This is a genomic window from Streptococcus sp. 27098_8_12, assembly GCF_041432115.1.
Classification (GTDB): Bacteria; Bacillota; Bacilli; order Lactobacillales; family Streptococcaceae; genus Streptococcus; species Streptococcus parasanguinis_V.
In genome coordinates, this window is sequence record NZ_JAPVZA010000011.1 from 1 (window position 1) to 17582 (window position 17582).

The window sequence follows — 17582 nt, forward strand, 5'->3', positions numbered from 1 at the left end:
TTTTAAAGATGATACAACTCTTCTACAATAGCGGCTACTTTTTTAATATCTCCCAACATCCCCCGCATTTCAAAATCGGCTAACATAGGGAAACCAAAGCGTTGGCTGTACTGCTTAGCGGTTAAACAATATTGATTGTTAAAATTCCGATTGCCTGATCCAACCACTCCTAAGCACTTGCTGGCGTTGTCTCCGTAAGCAATAAAATCCGCAACATCTGTCGTCAAAATTTCCACATCGCCGTTGTCAACACCATTTCCACCCTCCAAATAGGTTGGCAAAAAAGTAATAAAAGGATTGGTCATTTCAAAGAAGGGCTGGCCCTCTTTGACCAGGTCTTTCACATGAACTTTCTCGATTTCAAGTCCGGGATGGGCTTCCAGCAAATAGTCACTTAAACGGCGGACAAAACTCTCTGTATTCCCACTCAGACTAATATAAACAAAGGATACTTTCATCTTTTTTCTCCAATCAAGAAGCTCTCTTATCCTCTAAGAGAGCTCCATTCAAACTTATCTATTATGCCGTAGCTTGAGCTTTTCTCAAACGCAAGGTTTTATACAAAACAATTCCAAGGAAGAGAAGAGATAAAGCAGTCAAGAGTAACAAAGCAATGGACGAAGATGCCAGATATCGTTGACGAAGTGCTTGGTTTGAAAAACTAGCCAATAGCGGACGTCCTGCAAAATAATTATAAAAAGAGAAGGCTTGACTTAACAAAATCTGTCCCATATAAGTATAATGGGCTGTTAACAGATCCTGCTTCATAAAGAGGAAATAGAAAGTTGCCAGTAAGGCAATCAGAACCAGGGATACAAATAAAAAGGCTAGTGGAGACTGATTGAGTTGGGCTGATTTCTCATAATATGTCACATAGTCAGCCTTGTCTTGAGCCGTTGTTAAACCAAGTTGTTTAGCAAAATCATCTGTCAGCTCAAAGCTCTTTGAAGCTCCAAAGGTTGAGACAGCTGATGTTAGGGTTCCAACCGTAGAGAAAAATAACAAGATGTAAAGATAGATAGGTTTCTTTTTCATACAAACTCCTTTTCATTTCTTACACCCTATTATATCGCGATACAGATAGAAAGGCAAGCACCTCAAAACCGTGGAAGCACTTGCCTGATTACTGATACGTTCAAATGAAATTCATTTGGAAAATAATGTGTGCAAAAGATGAAAAGCCATCGCAACTGTATCATTGGAATGATTAGAGATATAACGGAGTCCTATAAACTTTCATTCGAACACCACCAGTATACCTCATTCTCTTCTTCTTGTGTCATCCATTTCTATTCTGCTTCATTTGGACACGATTTGGTCTATAAAAGCCATTTCCTCTCCTTATCCAAAAACTATTCTGTTCTATTTCTCAACTATTTGGTCATCACTCCATCAAAAAAGCCAGAAGGACTTGCCCTCTGACTTTCTTTATTTAGATGAATGAACGAAAGAAACAAGAATTAATCTTCTTTTTTCTTGCGTGCAAGACCCAATCCAAGCAATCCAGCCATCGCACCTGCAAGAACAGCTGCAGTTGAGCTTTCTGTACCTGTATTTGGAAGCGCAGGTGTTTGTGGTTGCGCAGGTTGTACAGGCTGTTCCGGAACTTCAGGAGTTGGTTCGGTTGGAACCTCTGGAGTTGGTGGAACGATTGGTGTAGGTGGAACAATTGGTGTTGGTGGGTTGTATGGAGTTGGTGGAGTTGGAGGAACTGGCGTTGGTGGGGTTGGAATATCTGTTTCCGTTACCACTTTATTCTTATGCCATTTCACTTCAGCTGATTGAGGTTCCTCAGTTTTAGGAATTGTTTTGTATTTTGGTTGCTCAGGGGCTTTTGGTTCAATTGGAGAAACTGGAGAAACCGGTGCGACTGGTGTTGGTGGGGTCGGTTCTTTAATTTTTTCAATTTCCTCTTTCACAGGTTTTACTGGTGCGATAGGAGAAACCGGACTCAACGGAGTAGGCAATGTTGGTTTTTCTTCATTTAATTTTGGCTCTACTGGAGCAACTGGAGCAACTGGGGCTGGCGGAATGACAAATGAACCTGGATTTTTTGGAAGACCAACATTTGAGTTGATTGCAAACCAATAAACCGTAGGTTGTTTAGCCGCATTAGCACCTTTAGCAGTAAAGACTAGGTGACCATCAGACATCTTCAATCCTGCTCCACCGTAGTAGAGGTATGGAGAAGATGGATCATCCCAACCACGAAGAGTCGCTGAAGATTCCCCATTAAAGACGGCACCATGTTCAACGTATTGGTTATCTTTTTCAGATGTTACCTCTTTAGTAGCAGAATCATAAGAAACACTTGAGTTTGGAATTTGAATATATTTATTATTTCCAATATTTACAGACTCTTGGTGTTCCACGTTTTCAAATTTCTTCTTAGGTGTGAACGTAATTTGACCTGTAGTGGCATCTACTTTGTATGAGCCAAGAACATCATCCTTACCTTCAAAAGTAAATTCTTCTGTACCAATAGAATGCACACTTCCTGAACCCGAAGCATTCACAGTTAACGCATCTGTTACTTCTTCCTTCTCAGGGGTCGTACCAGGAATCCACTTATCTTTCTCAACTTCTACATAACCATATTTTTGAGTGACAATCTTAATTGGGTTTTCAGCAGAAATCGTGACATCAGCCGTACCAAAGTCAGCCTTTCCTGTTTTAACCTTCACTTCATTGTTTTCAATGCTCATTGATGATTTCTCATCTGGATATGGATTCCAAGTCCCACGAACAGTATTCCCATTTTTATCTTTAGCTTCTACTGTAAGGGCACGAGGTTTATCTCCACTATCTACATAAGAAGCACCTGTCCAGTGGTTGAGAGAGTTCAACGCTACAATCGCATTGTGTTGGGTCAAATCAAACTTATTGCCATTTTCATCGTAAAATTCGATATCGACAGCAACTTTAACCGGTTTGATTTGATCTTTGGTTTGATCTTTGGTTTGATCTGTTGAAGCACCGACTGTTAGTGTTACAGTTGGGTCATTACTTACTGCTGCAATTCCCTTCCCATCCTTTGATGGAAGACTCAAAATCTCATAACGATAAATCACGCGTTTGATTGGATGCATATCCGTATTTTCACGCATGCTGGACTGATTCAAGTTATCATAAGTAACGACAAATTTATCGCCTTCTTTCACTTGAATGTACTCAGTTTCATTATTGGCCCAAGGACTAGTCGCTACAATATCTGAAGCTTCCAATTTATTAGAATCATACTGATGAACATTGCTTGTATTCAAACGTTCTTGAGCTTCACGAGTGAGGTAAGTACTAATGCCGTCAATGGTATGAATAGCACCACCTTCACGTTGGAAGGTCAAATCTTGAACAGTTTCAACATCTTTCAGCTCTTTGAAACCATTGTCAGTCATATATTTTTCATACGCTTCTTTAGCATTTTTGTATTGAGCCAAAGCGGTTTCAATACTTGCAAGTTTCGCTTGATAAAGTTTTGCATATTGTTCATTCACAGCATCATAACTTGATTTTGCTTTATCATAAGCTGCTTTTACAGCCACAAACTCAATTTCGTTTGCAGCGTACTTAGCTTTTGCTTCCTCAAATGCTTTCTTATCTTCCTCATACTGAGATTTATTATTTTTATATAAGTTTTTTGCAGCTGTTAAATCTTTAGCTTTGTCAGTAAGTTTCTTAGTAGGTTTTCCGTCTTTGTCTTTTTCTACTTCTTTTTCTTCATCTTCTTCAATCGTATTACTTTCTACAATATTAACTGTTGCATCTTTGTAGATTGCTTTAATTTCTTCTTTGACTTTTTTAAATTTGTTTACTACTGTATCGTATTCATTATTTGCTTTAGCATAAGAAGTTGCAGCCGTATCATATTCTAATTTATCTTTTGCATATTGTTCTTGTGCTTTTTGATAATCTGATACCGCCTTATTATATTCTTCAGTAGCTTTGTTATATTTTGCCACTTCTGAATCATACTGAGCTTTTGCAACATCATAACTTGATTTTGCAACATCGTATGCTGTTTTAGTTGAATCATAACTAGCCTTGGCTGTTTCATATGATGTTTTCTTATCATTATAATTTTCAGCATCTACATCATATTTTGCTTTTGCAGTTTCATATGCTGATTTATCTGCTTCATATTTAGCTTTCAGCGCAGCATATTCCGCCGAATCTGTCCCACCAGTAGATGTCGCAGCGTTATAAGCCTCTAGAGCAGTTTCGTATGCTGTCTTAGCTTCATTATATGCTGCTAGATCTTGTTGGTATTGTTTTTCAGCTGCAGTATATTCTTTAGTTTGTTGATCGAATTTTTTCTCAGCAGCTGCTTGAGCAAGTTTATTTTTTTCAAACTCTGCTTTTTTAGATTCGTATGATTCTAATTCCTTATCATATTGAACTTTAGCTTCATTATACTGGGCAAGTGCTGCGTCATAAGAAGTTTTTGCAGTATTGTACGACGCTGTTGCATCCGCAAAACTCAACTCATTATCAGCATATTTTGCTGCATCTGTTTCGTATTTAGCTTTACTAGTTTCATAAGTTGCTTTTGCAGCTTCGTATTGCTCCTTAACTAGTTTATAGGCATCAGAGTCTTTACTTGAAGTTGAAGTAGAAGCTGCTTTATATGCTGCTAAAGCTTCTTCATATGCTTTTTGGGATTCTTCATAAGAAGCTTTAGCTTTTTCATATTCAGCCTTTTGAGTCTGATATGCTAATAAATCATTCTGGTATTTTGTATTAGCTTGATCGTAGTCAGCCTTTGCTTTAGCATTTTCAGCTTCTACTTGCTTTTGTTCAGCTAATTTTGCTTCATACTCAGCTTTGGCCTTTTTGTAGTTTTCAACGACTGTGTTGATTTCAGCTGTTTGGGCTTTGTTATCTGCTTCTGCTGCTGCGATAGATGGTTGGACTTTTTCAGCTTCTTCTGTAACGGTCACACCTTCTGTAACTGCATCTGCTTTGGCTTTTTCAAGTTCTGGTGATTCTACATAAGTCGTCGTAACTGTTTTATTTCCTTCTGTCACAGTTGTAGATGTCAACTTAGAACTTGTTGAAACAGCTGCATCGCTTGTTGCTGTATCCGTAGTAGTCGCTTCAGTTGCAGGCGCTGTTGCTTCATCTGCTTTCACTTCTGCTCCGTAGGTATTAACAGTAGCCAATCCAGCGATGGCCAATGAAACAACACCGACTGATAACTTACGAATTGAAAATTTTTCCTGCTTCGAAACATGTTCACGATAGCTTTTCATTTTCAAAACTCTCCTTTTTTGTTTAAAAAAATCTCACTGTAGAGGCAAAAATATGCTACTTCCAGTTAACTTCATTGTATCACAATCAACCATTTTTATATATTTGTCAATTTAATTTTTTATTTTACTTTAAATATATAACAACTTGAATCCCCAAACTTTCCTTGCCTTCCCCATCTTTAGTTGAAAATATATGCAAACGCCTGTGAAAAAATCCTTTATTTTCAAGGGTTTTTAAGACACTTTCTCTTTTTATAAATTTCACCGAAAGGCTTTTTAAAGGGAAGTATTTTTTTATACCAATAAATTAGATTTGAAGACTGAAATAAAAATTATGTAATTTTTTCCCTTTAGGGGTTGCAAAATTCAAAAAAACAACACTTTTTGCAGAGTGTCCATTCCCTAAACTAGCTCCATTTCTTCTCCCAAATGAGAAGTAATGAAAAAGACCAAGGTCTTATGGACCTTGGTCTAACAACTAATGATTAGTTTAAGTGCCAGATATCTTCATTGTACTGAGCGATCGTACGGTCAGATGAGAAGAATCCTGCTTTAGCAATGTTTACGATAACTTGATCCAACCATGCATCACGGTCTTCGTAATCAGCCAACATGCGTTCTTTGGTTACAATGTAGTCTTCCAAGTCAAGAAGAGTCATGAACCAGTCTTTGTTGATCAATTCCTTGTGAAGACGAGTCAAGCGTTCCTTGTTACCAACTGCAAGAACGGCATCGCTGATAATGAAGTCTACCAATGGTTTGATAGCTTCACGTTCATAGAAGTCCGCTGATTTGTATGCTGATTTCTCATATAGATCGATTACAGTTTCTGAATCTTCACCGAAGATGTAGATGTTGTCACGTCCAACCAATTCAGCGATTTCCACGTTTGCTCCATCCATAGTACCAAGTGTTAACGCACCATTCAACATGAATTTCATGTTACCAGTACCTGAAGCTTCCTTAGAAGCAAGGGAGATTTGCTCAGAAATATCGCTAGCTGGAATCAAGTAGCTTGCAGCAGTCACGTTGTAGTTTTCTACCATAACGACTTGCAAGTGTGGAGCTACTGCTGGATCGTTTGCAATCACTTCAGACAAGCAAAGGATCAAGTGGATAATATCTTGTGCAATGGTGTAGGCAGGAGCTGCTTTACCACCAAAGAGAACAGTGATTGGGCGAGCAGGGATATTTCCAGCTTTGATGTCCAAGTATTTGTGGATCACATACAAAGCGTTCATTTGTTGACGTTTGTATTCGTGGAGACGTTTGATTTGGGTATCAAAGATAGAGTTAGGATTGATTTCCACACCTTGATGGTCTTTCAAGAAACGAGCCAATTTCCGTTTGTTGTGAGACTTGATGTTTTCCAATTTTGCTTTGACTGCATCTTTATCTTCATAAGAAAGAAGGTCTTCCAATTTAGATGCGTCATGGTGCCAGTCACGTCCGAGGATATCATCCAAGTAGTGTGACAAGGTTGGGTTGGCATGCATGAGCCAACGACGGAATGTGATACCGTTTGTTTTGTTGTTGAATTTTTCAGGGTAAATGTCGTAGAAGGCCTTCAACTCAGAATTCTTCAAGATTTCTGTGTGAAGTGCTGCTACCCCGTTTACGCTAAATCCATAGTGGATATCCATGTGCGCCATGTGTACGCGATCATTCTCATCGATGATTTGAACAGCTGGATCTTTGTATTCAGCGCGAACACGGCGGTCCAATTCTTCAATGATTGGAACCAAGTGAGGAACCACTTCTTGCAAGAATTCAAGTGGCCATTTTTCAAGGGCTTCTGCAAGGATTGTGTGGTTAGTGTAAGCCGTCATGCTACGAACGATAGAGATGGCTTCATCCATTCCAATACCACGTTCTGTCAAAAGACGGATCAATTCAGGGATGACCATTGATGGGTGAGTATCGTTGATTTGGACAACTGCGTAGTCAGCAAGGTCGTGCAAGTTGCTTCCTTTTTCGATGGCTTCATCGATGATCAATTGTGCACCGTTTGAAACCATGAAATATTGTTGGAAGATACGGAGCAATTCCCCTTGACGGTTACTATCATCTGGGTACAAGAAGAGGGTCAAGTTGCGAGCGATATCTGTCTTGTCAAAGTTAATACCATCTTCAATAATAGATGAATCAACTGAATCCAAGTCGAACAAACGCAAACGGTTCTTGGTATCAATCTTGTAACCAGGGACATCGATATCATAAAGGGTAGAAGTCAATGTGAAGTGTGCAAATGGCACTTTGTAGCTACGACTTGAACGAACGAGCCAGCTTTGGTCAGTCAACCATGCGTTTGGAATCGTTTCTTGTTGGTTGTTTTTAAATACTTGTTGGAACAAACCAAAGTGGTAGTTCAAACCAACCCCATCCCCTGTCAAACCAAGGCTTGAAATAGAGTCGATAAAGCAGGCTGCCAAACGTCCCAAACCACCGTTACCAAGTGATGGTTCCAATTCCACTTCTTCTACTTCGATCAAGTCTTTACCAGCATCTGACAATTCTTTTTTAACATCGTCGTAAAGACCCAAGTTGATCAAGTTGTTAGACAAGAGTTTACCGATCAAGAACTCAGCTGAGATGTAGTAAACTTTTTTCTTACCAGTATTGATTTTCTTTTGAGCGCTTGCTTGCTTCGTGTAATTTAGCAAGGCAATGTACAATTCTTCATTTGAACATTCAGCAATTGTTTTTTGATGATGATCAATCACATATTTTTGTAATGATTCCATGTTGGGAGTCTCCTTTGTTTCAACAATTTTAATAGGGGGGAAAGATTATTTTTTTGCTTTCTTAACTTCTTTTTTCAAGTCTTTGTTTTCACGACGATAGATCGTAGTGAAATCAAGCAATTCTTGCTCGACAGCTGGAGTCAATTGATCCGCTGTCATTCGCCATGACCAGTTACCACCGAGAGTAGATGGGAAGTTCATCCGAGCTGAGCCATCTAACTCAAGCAAGTCTTGCATCGTAGCAATCGCCATGAAGCTGACGGAAGCAAAGACGGTGCGAAGCATAGCATGCGGTACAGATTCGTACTCTTTCCGGTTGGTATAACGAGCAAGATACTCACGAGTTGGATCGTCGATTTCATTGCGGTACCATCCAAGAACTGTGTTGTTATCATGTGTTCCAGTGTACATCACAGAGTTGTTTGGTGCCAAGTGAGGGCTATCGATACTTTCATCGTCAGGATTGAAGGCGAATTGAAGAATCTTCATTCCTGGGAAACCAGTACGTTCGCGAAGCTCAATAACTTCATCCGTCATAAAGCCAAGGTCCTCAGCGATGATGTTCAAATCACCGAGCTCTTCCTTCACGGCTGCAAAGAGTTTGTAGCCAGGACCTTTGACCCATTTACCTGGTGCTGCAGTTTCAGAACCAGCAGGGATTTCCCAGTATGATTCGAAACCACGGAAGTGGTCGATCCGAACGATGTCATAGATCTTGAAGCTTTCACGCAAGCGTTCAATCCACCATTGGTAGCCATCTTTGTCCATTGCTTCCCAGTCATAGATTGGGTTCCCCCAAAGTTGACCAGTTGCTGAGAACTCATCTGGCGGGCATCCTGCAATGCAAGTTGCTTTTCCGTTTTCATCTGTTTTGAAGAGATGAGGATTAGCCCACATGTCACTTGAATCTTCCGCTACATAGATTGGCATATCTCCCACAATTTCAATGTGGTGGTCGTTGGCATAAGCTTTCAAGGCCAACCATTGTTGGAAGAAGAAGAATTGAGTTACACGATGGTAAGTCAATTGATCAGCCAATTCTTCACGGTATTTAGCCAAAGCTTTTGGCTCACGCGCACGAATAGCTGCATCTGGCCACTCTGTCCAAGCTTTCAAATCAAAGTGTTCTTTAATAGCCATGTATTCTGCGAAGAGCTCCAACCAAGAAGCATTGGCTTCGCAAAAGGCTTGGAATTCTTTTTGATCACCTGATTTCAAGAAGTTCGCAACGGCTTTTTCAAGTAGCGGACGACGTTGTTCGAAAACCTTTGCATAATCCACTTGAGTAGGATCTTGACCAAAGTCCACTCCTTTAAGATCTGCTTCTGTCAACAAACCTCGTTCAATCAAAAGATCGAAATCAATAAAATGAGTGTTCCCAGCAAAAGCTGAGAAAGATTGGTATGGAGAATCTCCATAACTAGTTGTACCAAGCGGCAAGATTTGCCAGTAACGTTGCTTGGTCCGAACGAGGAAATCAACAAAATCATATGCTGATTGACCGAATGATCCGATCCCGTATTGTCCAGGAAGGGAAGAAATGTGCATCAAAACACCACTTTGACGTTTTTTCATGGGTTACCACCTTTTTTTATTTCTTTGAAGCCTGCGATTCGGTGCACGGTATGGGTATCGTTGCAGAGTCGTATCCAGCTCTCAAGCGGCTCTACTCTTTGTTAAAAATCGAACAGGCGCAACTCAGTTTACGCAATTTTTGCGAAAACGTTTGCGTACCATGTTATTATAAACTTTTTCCCTATTTTCTGCAAGGGATTTCTTAAAAACTTTTTTAACTTTTTTCAGAATGTCCTCACCCCCTTAGTGTATTCTTTCCTTTGGCTAATGTCAACAAATTTGATGCATTTTATAGAAGAAAGTTCGGAATTAAAATATTTTTAAAAAAATTGTTTAAAACTACTTGCAAACGTTTTCGCCTTGTGATATACTTAAGACGTTTTAGGAAAACGTTTGTCTAAAACGGTTTCTAATTATTATCTTTTTTTATTCTTTAGGAGGAATAAATCATGAAACGTACAATTTTACGTAGTGCTGCTGTACTTGGTACAGTTGGTTTTGCCGGCTTCTTACTTGCTGCTTGTAGCAATAGCTCATCAGGTTCTTCTGAGGCAAGTAAAGAAATCAACGTCTATGTAGACAAAGGCTACAAATCTTATGTTGAAGAAGCTGCAAAAGCTTTTGAAAAAGAAAATGGCGTAAAAGTTAACATCAAGACTGGTGATGCTCTTGGTGGATTGGATAACCTTTCTCTTGATAACCAATCTAAAAAAGCTCCAGACGTAATGATGGCTCCATACGACCGTGTAGGTGGTCTTGGTAGCGATGGTCAATTGGCTGAAGTGACATTAAACAAAGATAGCCATACAGATAAAACAACTGAAGCTCTTGTAACAAACGGTGGTAAAGTTTACGGTGCACCTGCTGTCATCGAAACATTGGTTCTCTACTATAACAAAGATCTTGTAAGCGAAGCTCCAAAAACATTTGGTGATCTTGAAAATCTTGCAAAAGATAGCAAGTACGACTTCGCTAGCGAACCTGGTAAAACAACTGCCTTCTTAGCTGACTGGACAAACTTCTACTACACTTACGGTTTACTTTCAGGTAACGGCGGTTATGTGTTTGGTAAAGACGGTACAGATCCTAAAGATATTGGATTGAACAACCAAGGTTCTATCGATGGTATCGAATATGCAAAAACTTGGTATGCTAAATGGCCAAAAGGTTTGCAAGATACAAAAGGTGCTGCTAACTTCATCCAAACACAATTCCAAGAAGGTAAAACAGCTGCTATCATCGATGGTCCTTGGAAAGCTGCTTCATTGAAAGAAGCTAAAGTAAACTACGGTGTCGCAACGATTCCAACTCTTCCAAACGGAAAACAATACTCTGCCTTTGGTGGTGGTAAAGCTTGGGTTATCCCTGCAGGTGCGAAAAACCTTGATGGCGCTCAAAAATTCATTGACTTCTTGACAAGTACTGATCAACAAAAAGCTTTGTTTGACAAGACCAATGAAGTTCCTGCCAACACAGAAGCTCGTAAATATGCGGTTAGCAAAAACGATGAATTGACAACTGCCGTTGTTGATCAATTCAAGAATGCTCAACCAATGCCAAATATCTCAGAAATGAGTGCTGTTTGGGATCCAGCTGCTACTATGCTTTTCGATGCTGTAAGTGGTAAAAAATCTGCAAAAGCATCTGCTGACGATGCAGTGAAATTGATTAAAGAAACCATCGAACAAAAATTCGGTAGCAAATAAGACAGTTTTTAGGTGTGAGTAAGAGGTTGGAGACAAAGTCCCAACCTCTTATGTTCAATTTTCAAGCACAACTTACTGTCTGACTTGTCTTCTTGCTCTCTAGCAAGGACATTATAAGGAGATTTGAATGACTACAGAACAAAACCCTAAAAAGGCTATGTGGCTCTCTTTGATCCCGGGTCTTGGGCAAATTTATAACAAACAAAAAACCAAAGGCTATATTTTTCTTGCCGTAACCATTCTCTTTCTCGCCTATTTCCTAGGAATTGGAGCTGGAGAATTAGCGAAATTGGTTACACTTGGAACCGTCCGTGGACAAGATAATTCTCTCTTTATCTTGATTCGTGGCGCCTTCCACTTGATCATCACTGTTGTTTACTTCCTATTTTATGCCTTAAATATTAAGGATGCTGGAACAGTTGCTAAACGCATCAACAACGGGATTGCCGTTCCAAAAACCTTGAAAGAAATGGTTCAAGCCATCTATGAAAATGGCTTCCCATATTTATTGATTATTCCTTCATACATTGCTATGACATTTGCGATTATCTTCCCAGTTTTAGTAACTTTGATGATCGCCTTTACCAACTACGACTTCAAACATACCGCTCCAACAACCTTGCTTGATTGGATCGGGTTCCAAAACTTCACTAATATGTGGACCTTGAGTACCTTCCGCTCAGCCTTCACATCGGTTCTTGGCTGGACCTTGATTTGGGCCCTCGCAGCTTCTACTCTTCAAATCGTACTCGGTATCTTGACCGCTATTGTTGCAAACCAACCATTCGTAAAAGGAAAACGAATCTTTGGGGTTATCTTCTTGCTTCCTTGGGCTGTTCCAGCCTTCATCACGATCCTAACTTTCTCAAATATGTTTAACGATAGTGTCGGTGCTATCAATGCACAAGTTATCCCATTGTTTGCGAAGATCTTCCCATTCTTAGATGGCGTTTTGATTCCTTGGAAAACAGATCCTACCTGGACAAAAATTGCTTTGATTATGATGCAAGGTTGGCTCGGCTTCCCTTACATCTACGTCTTGACTTTAGGGATTCTTCAATCTATTCCAAACGATCTTTACGAAGCTGCTTATATTGATGGTGCCAACGGTTGGCAAAAATTCCGCAGCATCACTTTCCCAATGATTATGGCTGTTGCAGCTCCAACTTTGATCAGTCAATATACCTTCAACTTTAATAACTTCTCCATCATTTACTTGTTTAACGATGGGGGACCTGGTTCTGTCGGAGGAAACGCCGGATCTACAGATATCTTGATCTCATGGATCTACAAGTTGACAACCAATTCTTCTCCTCAATATTCAATGGCTGCAGCGGTAACCTTGATTATCTCTGTGATTGTGATCTCAATCTCTATGGTTGCCTTCAAGAAACTACATGCATTTGATATGGAGGATGTATAAAATGAAAAATTCAGTTCAATTTAAACGCCGCCTCAATCATTTCTTGACTTACCTGTACATGGTGGTTCTTTCAATCGTTATCATTTATCCATTGTTGATTACGGTTCTATCAGCCTTCAAATCAGGGAATGTCAGTGCCTTTACACTTGATTTTAGTGGCAATCTTAGTTTTGATAACTTCTCAAAACTTTTCTCTGAAACCCATTATGGCACTTGGTATATGAACACCTTGGTTATCGCCATTATCACCATGATTGTACAAACAAGTATCGTTACCTTCGCAGGTTACGCATACAGCCGTTACAATTTCTTGGCGCGTAAACAAAGTTTGGTCTTCTTCTTGATTATTCAAATGGTCCCAACCATGGCAGCCCTCACAGCCTTCTTCGTTATGGCTTTGATGCTGAATGCCTTGAACCAACCTTGGTTCTTGATCTTCCTTTATGTTGGTGGTGGTATTCCAATGAATGCCTGGTTGATGAAGGGATACTTTGATACTGTTCCAATTTCCCTCGATGAATCTGCGAAATTGGATGGAGCTGGACACTTCCGTCGCTTCTGGCAAATCGTCCTTCCTCTTGTTCGTCCAATGATTGCCGTTCAAGCACTTTGGGCTTTCATGGGGCCTTTCGGAGACTATATCTTGTCTAAATTCTTGCTTCGTGACGAAGTGAACTATACGGTAGCCGTTGGTCTTCAAACCTTTATCAGTGACCAAAAAAATCAAAAAATCGCCTTCTTTGCAGCCGGTGCTATTTTGATCGCGGTTCCAATCTGTATCTTATTCTTCTTCCTACAAAAGAACTTTGTTTCAGGCTTGACAGCTGGTGGAGATAAAGGATAAAATAGAATCTTATTTCAAGCACATTTTATTTTTAAGTTGAGGGTAGTATGGTGGATGCTTTACTACCCTTCGTTAAGAATAAAATCAATGCAAAGAGATTTCTCTTTGCATTTCTGATACTCTTATATTTAGAAAGGTCATCTTATGCCCTATCCTTTTAATTATTTCGCAAGTATCTTCAATTTCCGCTCTTCTTTTGCAAACCGCAAAAAACTGAGCTGGTTCCAAATGATTTTTACTTCTTTCTTTCTAATCTCTATCACACTATTACCTGTGGCTCTGCAAAATGCTCAACTCAAAACCTATCCTTTGACAACCTTTGTCAGCGATGTGTTTGATCCTTTATCAACAGACGTTATGAAAGATATCCAAGAACACGTCGTGATCAAAGACCAAGAGCTCACCTATACAGGGACTAACCCTGTACACAAGACTTCAAAAGGACAGGTTATCTTAGGCCAAGAGGCAAAGGCTAGTGAAGGCAAGGAGTTAACACTCCATTTTGATCGCAAACAATTGATTATCTCAAAAGAGAATAAAGAACTCGCTACAGTCTCATACCAGACTATTAATCAAGAGAGCCTTCGGGATAAAAAAAGCTTCACTCAAGCTATCTCTAGCGATTGGTTTCGCGACAATCGACTCCCTGTCAGTCTCTTTCTCGTGATTTTCTCTGGCTTCTTATCGACAGTCAATTATTTGATTCTCATCGTAGGGGCATCTTTCTTCCTCTACTTGACACGAAAATCTCGACTCTTTTCACTACAAACTTTCAAGGAATGTTTCAATTGTATTCTGAATTGCTTGGGACTCCCTATTTTACTGAGTGTCTTCATCAGTTTACTATTCCATCAAGTATTTACTACGATGATCATGATCCAAAATGTCTTATTTGTACTCTATCTTGCCATGGTATTTTATAAGACCCACTTTCGTGATCCAGACTATCACCGCTAGGAGGTTTTCTCATGCGTGTTACCATCAAAGATGTTGCGAAACTCGCTGGCGTCGCGCCTTCTACTGTCACGCGCGTCATCCAAAATAAATCCACGATTAGTGATGAAACAAAAAAACGCGTCCGTGAGGCCATGGTCGAGCTGGACTACCATCCCAATCTTAATGCTCGTAGTCTTGTCAGCCAATCTAGTCAAGTCATTGCTTTAGTCCTTCCAGTCGATAGTGACGTCTTCTATCAGAATCCTTTCTTTCCAACTGTTTTAAGAGGGATTACCCAGATCGCGTCAGACAATGATTATGCCATCCAAATCTGTACGGGGCAAAATGAAGAACGGCGGCTCGACAACCTCAAACAACTCATCTACGGAAATCGTGTAGATGGTTTGATTTTCCTTTATTCCAACCCGAATGATCCCCTCGTTGAATTTGCGATCAAAGACAAGTTCCCCTTCCTCATTCTCGGAAAGGCAGCTTCACCTTTTGTATCGCTAGTGGATAATGATAATATCAAGGCTGCATTTGATGCGACGGATTATTTCATTCAACAAAACTACCGAAAAATTGCTTTTATCGGGGGAAACAAAGAACTGTTCGTATCTCAAGACCGCTACGAAGGTTATAAAGAAGCCCTCCAAAAAGCAGGGATTCCTCTCGATGAAAAACTGGTTCATTTCTCATTTGGTTTTATGTTGGAAGACAATTCTTATCAAATGATGGAGAGCCTTCCCCTAGCAGAGTTAGATGCCATCATGACAACCGATATTCTCGTTGCTGAAGGGGTGCGCCAATACCTATTAGAACACCAGCTGACAATCCCGATTATTTCCTTTGATTCGATTAAGCCACGACTCGATATTGAAGCCTATATTGACATCAATGCAGTGGAACTCGGACGTGAGTCTGTTCGGACAATTCTACAAATTATCAAGGATCACAAAGAAGGAAAAACCGTTTGCTACCGTCAATTGATTGACCATACCATTACGAAACTCTAGGAGTCTCTATGTCTACATTTACTGCTTATTTAGATGACCAAGACCTCATTCGTATCCAAAAGGGAGAGGAGCATATCCTTCCTTTTTATTTGAAAACGAACCAAGGTCATCTTGCCTTAATCCCTGTCAAAACGTCAAGTGCAGCGACTGACACAGGAGACTATTTCTTAAGCCCTATTCCACTTGAACTCGGAGAAGAGTACACCATCTACGATGCTACTGGAAATTCTTCTATACTCCACTATCGAAACATCGTTCGCAAACCCATTTTCGATCAAACCTTCACCTATAGTGGAGAAGATTTAGGAAGTTTTTACACACCAAATCAGACGCAATTTAAATTCTGGGCACCGATTTCGCAAGATGTGACCCTCCATATCGAAGATCAGATCTATCCGATGACACGTACAGAAAACGGTGTCTGGAAACTCTTGCTCAAAGGGGATTGGGAAGGAGCTGCCTACCACTATGAATTTCGTGTCAATGGCCTAGAACGTCGGATTCACGATCCCTATGCTCTATCCTCTTTGGCCAACTCTGGAGACAGCTTGGTCATCGACCGGAAGAAGATTACACGTCCTATCACACGTGCTGCTCGTCAATTAGACCCGACAGAAGCAATCATCTACGAGATGAGCGTTCGGGACTTCTCTGTCCAAAAAGAGGCCGGCTTTAAACACCCTGGTAAGTTTAAAGGGTTGACAGAATCGCCTCAACTCAATGGTCAGATCCTTGGATTTGATTACCTTCAAAAACTTGGCATTACCCATGTACAGTTACTTCCTGTCTATGATTTCGGTAGTGTTGATGAAGAGAATCAATGGAAAGCCTACAACTGGGGTTATGATCCTGTTCAATACAATGTTCCAGAAGGCAGCTATGCGAGTGATCCTAACGATCCTTATGCACGAATCCTAGAGCTCCAAGACACCATTGACACCTATCACCGGGCCAATCTGAGTGTCATCATGGATGTAGTCTACAATCACGTCTACCAAGCAGATGAGTACGCTTTTGAACAGATCGTTCCTGGTTATTTCTACCGCTATAATGCAGAGGGAGAGCGGACCAATGGAACCTTCTGCGGAAATGACGTGGCAAGTGAGCGCTCCATGGTGAGACAGTATATCAAGCAATCTCTCAAACAATGGGTTTCCCTCTACGGCTTTGATGGTTTCCGCTTTGATTTGATGGGAATCCTAGACATTCAAACCATGACAGAGATTGCAGAAGAACTCCGTGAAATCTATCCTAACATCTATCTCTATGGGGAAGGGTGGAAGATGGATACAGGCCTCTCTGAAGATCAGCTCGCTCACCAATATAATTCGAAACGATTACCAGCCTTTGGCTTTTTCAGTGATAACTTCCGGGATACGATCAAGAGAACACTTGTAGCTGGTCACCGTCGTGAGAGTCAACATTCTGCGAATGATTTCGCTAACATTCTAACGGCGAATGTCGGGAAGCTAGGGCCTGCTCATTTCACCCAACCTCAACAAGCCATTCAGTACGTCGAATGCCACGACAATGCAACTGTTTTTGATTATTTCCAATTTGAAAAGGAAGAGATTCGTCTAGAAGATCGAAAAGCTCTCTCACGATTAGCTCTTCATTTAGTGTTACTAGCTCAAGGAGTGCCGTTTATCCATGCTGGTCAAGAATTTTATCGCACAAAAGGGCTCGAAGACAACACCTATAACTTGCCAGATAGTCTCAACCAATTGGACTGGACATCCCTTCCAAACTGCCAAGAAGAAATTGCTTTTCTTGAAGAATTGATTGCTTATCGGAAATCACAGACACTCCTTCGTTTGAAAAAAGGGCAAGAGATTCGCGACTACTGTGATGTCAAATGGTTGTCTGATCATCATTTAATCTACACGATTGAGAAAGATCGTGAAAAAATAACGATTCTTGTCAATATCGGTGATCAAGAACAGACCTATCAACATCCGAGTGATAGTCAGCTGTTATTTGCCTATCCTCATGCCAACCTCCAAGCGCCTATTCCTAAAGGAAAGGAACTTTCTATTCCTCCCCATAGTTGGCTCCTTCTCCATGAAACTGAATCAACAAAATAAAGGTC

The 17582-nt window shown here is 40.3% G+C and carries 11 protein-coding genes; 6 read left to right on the plus strand and 5 right to left on the minus strand.

From position 1 onward, the window contains the following. Positions 1 to 2 precede the first annotated feature (2 nt). The 5 genes from nrdI to malQ all read right to left on the minus strand — a co-directional run bounded on the left by nrdI (position 3) and on the right by malQ (position 9568). Positions 3 to 458 carry a class Ib ribonucleoside-diphosphate reductase assembly flavoprotein NrdI gene (gene nrdI, locus O3629_RS05700; protein ID WP_049474157.1) on the minus strand — a complete coding sequence of 152 codons (456 nt, stop codon included), beginning with the start codon at positions 456 to 458 and terminating at the stop codon, positions 3 to 5. Positions 459 to 519: 61 nt separating this feature from the next. Beyond that, the gene (locus tag O3629_RS05705) at positions 520 to 1035 is read right to left on the minus strand and encodes a hypothetical protein (protein WP_049482671.1); all 516 of its coding nucleotides are present in this window, start codon (positions 1033 to 1035) and stop codon (positions 520 to 522) included. 425 nt (positions 1036 to 1460) lie between these two features. Further along, on the minus strand, positions 1461 to 5249 hold the full coding sequence (locus tag O3629_RS05710; RefSeq protein WP_223345510.1) for a GbpC/Spa domain-containing protein: 3789 nt from the start codon (positions 5247 to 5249) through the stop codon (positions 1461 to 1463). Between the two features lie 485 nt (positions 5250 to 5734). Then, complete coding sequence (gene glgP, locus O3629_RS05715; RefSeq protein WP_371608867.1) at positions 5735 to 7993, minus strand: glycogen/starch/alpha-glucan family phosphorylase; 2259 nt, start codon at positions 7991 to 7993, stop codon at positions 5735 to 5737. A 45-nt stretch (positions 7994 to 8038) separates the two neighbouring features. Continuing rightward, positions 8039 to 9568: a 4-alpha-glucanotransferase gene (gene malQ / locus O3629_RS05720; RefSeq protein ID WP_134974269.1), complete on the minus strand. Its 1530-nt coding sequence runs from the start codon at positions 9566 to 9568 to the stop codon at positions 8039 to 8041. Positions 9569 to 10017: 449 nt separating this feature from the next. On the opposite strand from malQ, the gene O3629_RS05725 reads away from it, so the two are divergent. The 6 genes from O3629_RS05725 (at position 10018) to pulA (ending at position 17577) form a co-directional block, all read left to right on the plus strand. Further along, on the plus strand, positions 10018 to 11274 hold the full coding sequence (locus tag O3629_RS05725) for an extracellular solute-binding protein (protein ID WP_371608868.1): 1257 nt from the start codon (positions 10018 to 10020) through the stop codon (positions 11272 to 11274). Positions 11275 to 11401: 127 nt separating this feature from the next. Continuing rightward, entirely contained in the window at positions 11402 to 12697 is a 1296-nt protein-coding gene (locus O3629_RS05730) for a sugar ABC transporter permease (RefSeq protein WP_023919930.1), read from the plus strand. 1 nt (position 12698) lies between these two features. Continuing rightward, entirely contained in the window at positions 12699 to 13541 is an 843-nt protein-coding gene (locus O3629_RS05735; protein WP_021154117.1) for a sugar ABC transporter permease, read from the plus strand. Positions 13542 to 13685: 144 nt separating this feature from the next. Beyond that, the gene (locus O3629_RS05740; RefSeq protein ID WP_371608869.1) at positions 13686 to 14498 is read left to right on the plus strand and encodes a DUF1189 domain-containing protein; all 813 of its coding nucleotides are present in this window, start codon (positions 13686 to 13688) and stop codon (positions 14496 to 14498) included. Between the two features lie 11 nt (positions 14499 to 14509). Further along, a complete protein-coding gene (locus tag O3629_RS05745) occupies positions 14510 to 15493 on the plus strand; it encodes a LacI family DNA-binding transcriptional regulator (protein WP_371608870.1) in 984 nt (327 codons plus the stop codon). 8 nt (positions 15494 to 15501) lie between these two features. Then, entirely contained in the window at positions 15502 to 17577 is a 2076-nt protein-coding gene (pulA, locus tag O3629_RS05750) for a type I pullulanase (protein ID WP_371608871.1), read from the plus strand. Positions 17578 to 17582: the final 5 nt, after the last annotated feature.

Excerpts from the sequence above, each read along its gene's own strand:
- O3629_RS05730 (WP_023919930.1), top strand. The coding sequence starts at position 11,402 with ATGACTACAGAACAAAACCCTAAAAAGGCTATGTGGCTCTCTTTGATC.
- O3629_RS05745 (WP_371608870.1), top strand. The coding sequence starts at position 14,510 with ATGCGTGTTACCATCAAAGATGTTGCGAAACTCGCTGGCGTCGCGCCT.
- nrdI (WP_049474157.1), bottom strand. The coding sequence starts at position 458 with ATGAAAGTATCCTTTGTTTATATTAGTCTGAGTGGGAATACAGAGAGT.
- malQ (WP_134974269.1), bottom strand. The coding sequence starts at position 9,568 with ATGAAAAAACGTCAAAGTGGTGTTTTGATGCACATTTCTTCCCTTCCT.
- O3629_RS05705 (WP_049482671.1), bottom strand. The coding sequence starts at position 1,035 with ATGAAAAAGAAACCTATCTATCTTTACATCTTGTTATTTTTCTCTACG.
- pulA (WP_371608871.1), top strand. The coding sequence starts at position 15,502 with ATGTCTACATTTACTGCTTATTTAGATGACCAAGACCTCATTCGTATC.
- O3629_RS05710 (WP_223345510.1), bottom strand. The coding sequence starts at position 5,249 with ATGAAAAGCTATCGTGAACATGTTTCGAAGCAGGAAAAATTTTCAATT.
- O3629_RS05735 (WP_021154117.1), top strand. The coding sequence starts at position 12,699 with ATGAAAAATTCAGTTCAATTTAAACGCCGCCTCAATCATTTCTTGACT.
- glgP (WP_371608867.1), bottom strand. The coding sequence starts at position 7,993 with ATGGAATCATTACAAAAATATGTGATTGATCATCATCAAAAAACAATT.
- O3629_RS05740 (WP_371608869.1), top strand. The coding sequence starts at position 13,686 with ATGCCCTATCCTTTTAATTATTTCGCAAGTATCTTCAATTTCCGCTCT.
- O3629_RS05725 (WP_371608868.1), top strand. The coding sequence starts at position 10,018 with ATGAAACGTACAATTTTACGTAGTGCTGCTGTACTTGGTACAGTTGGT.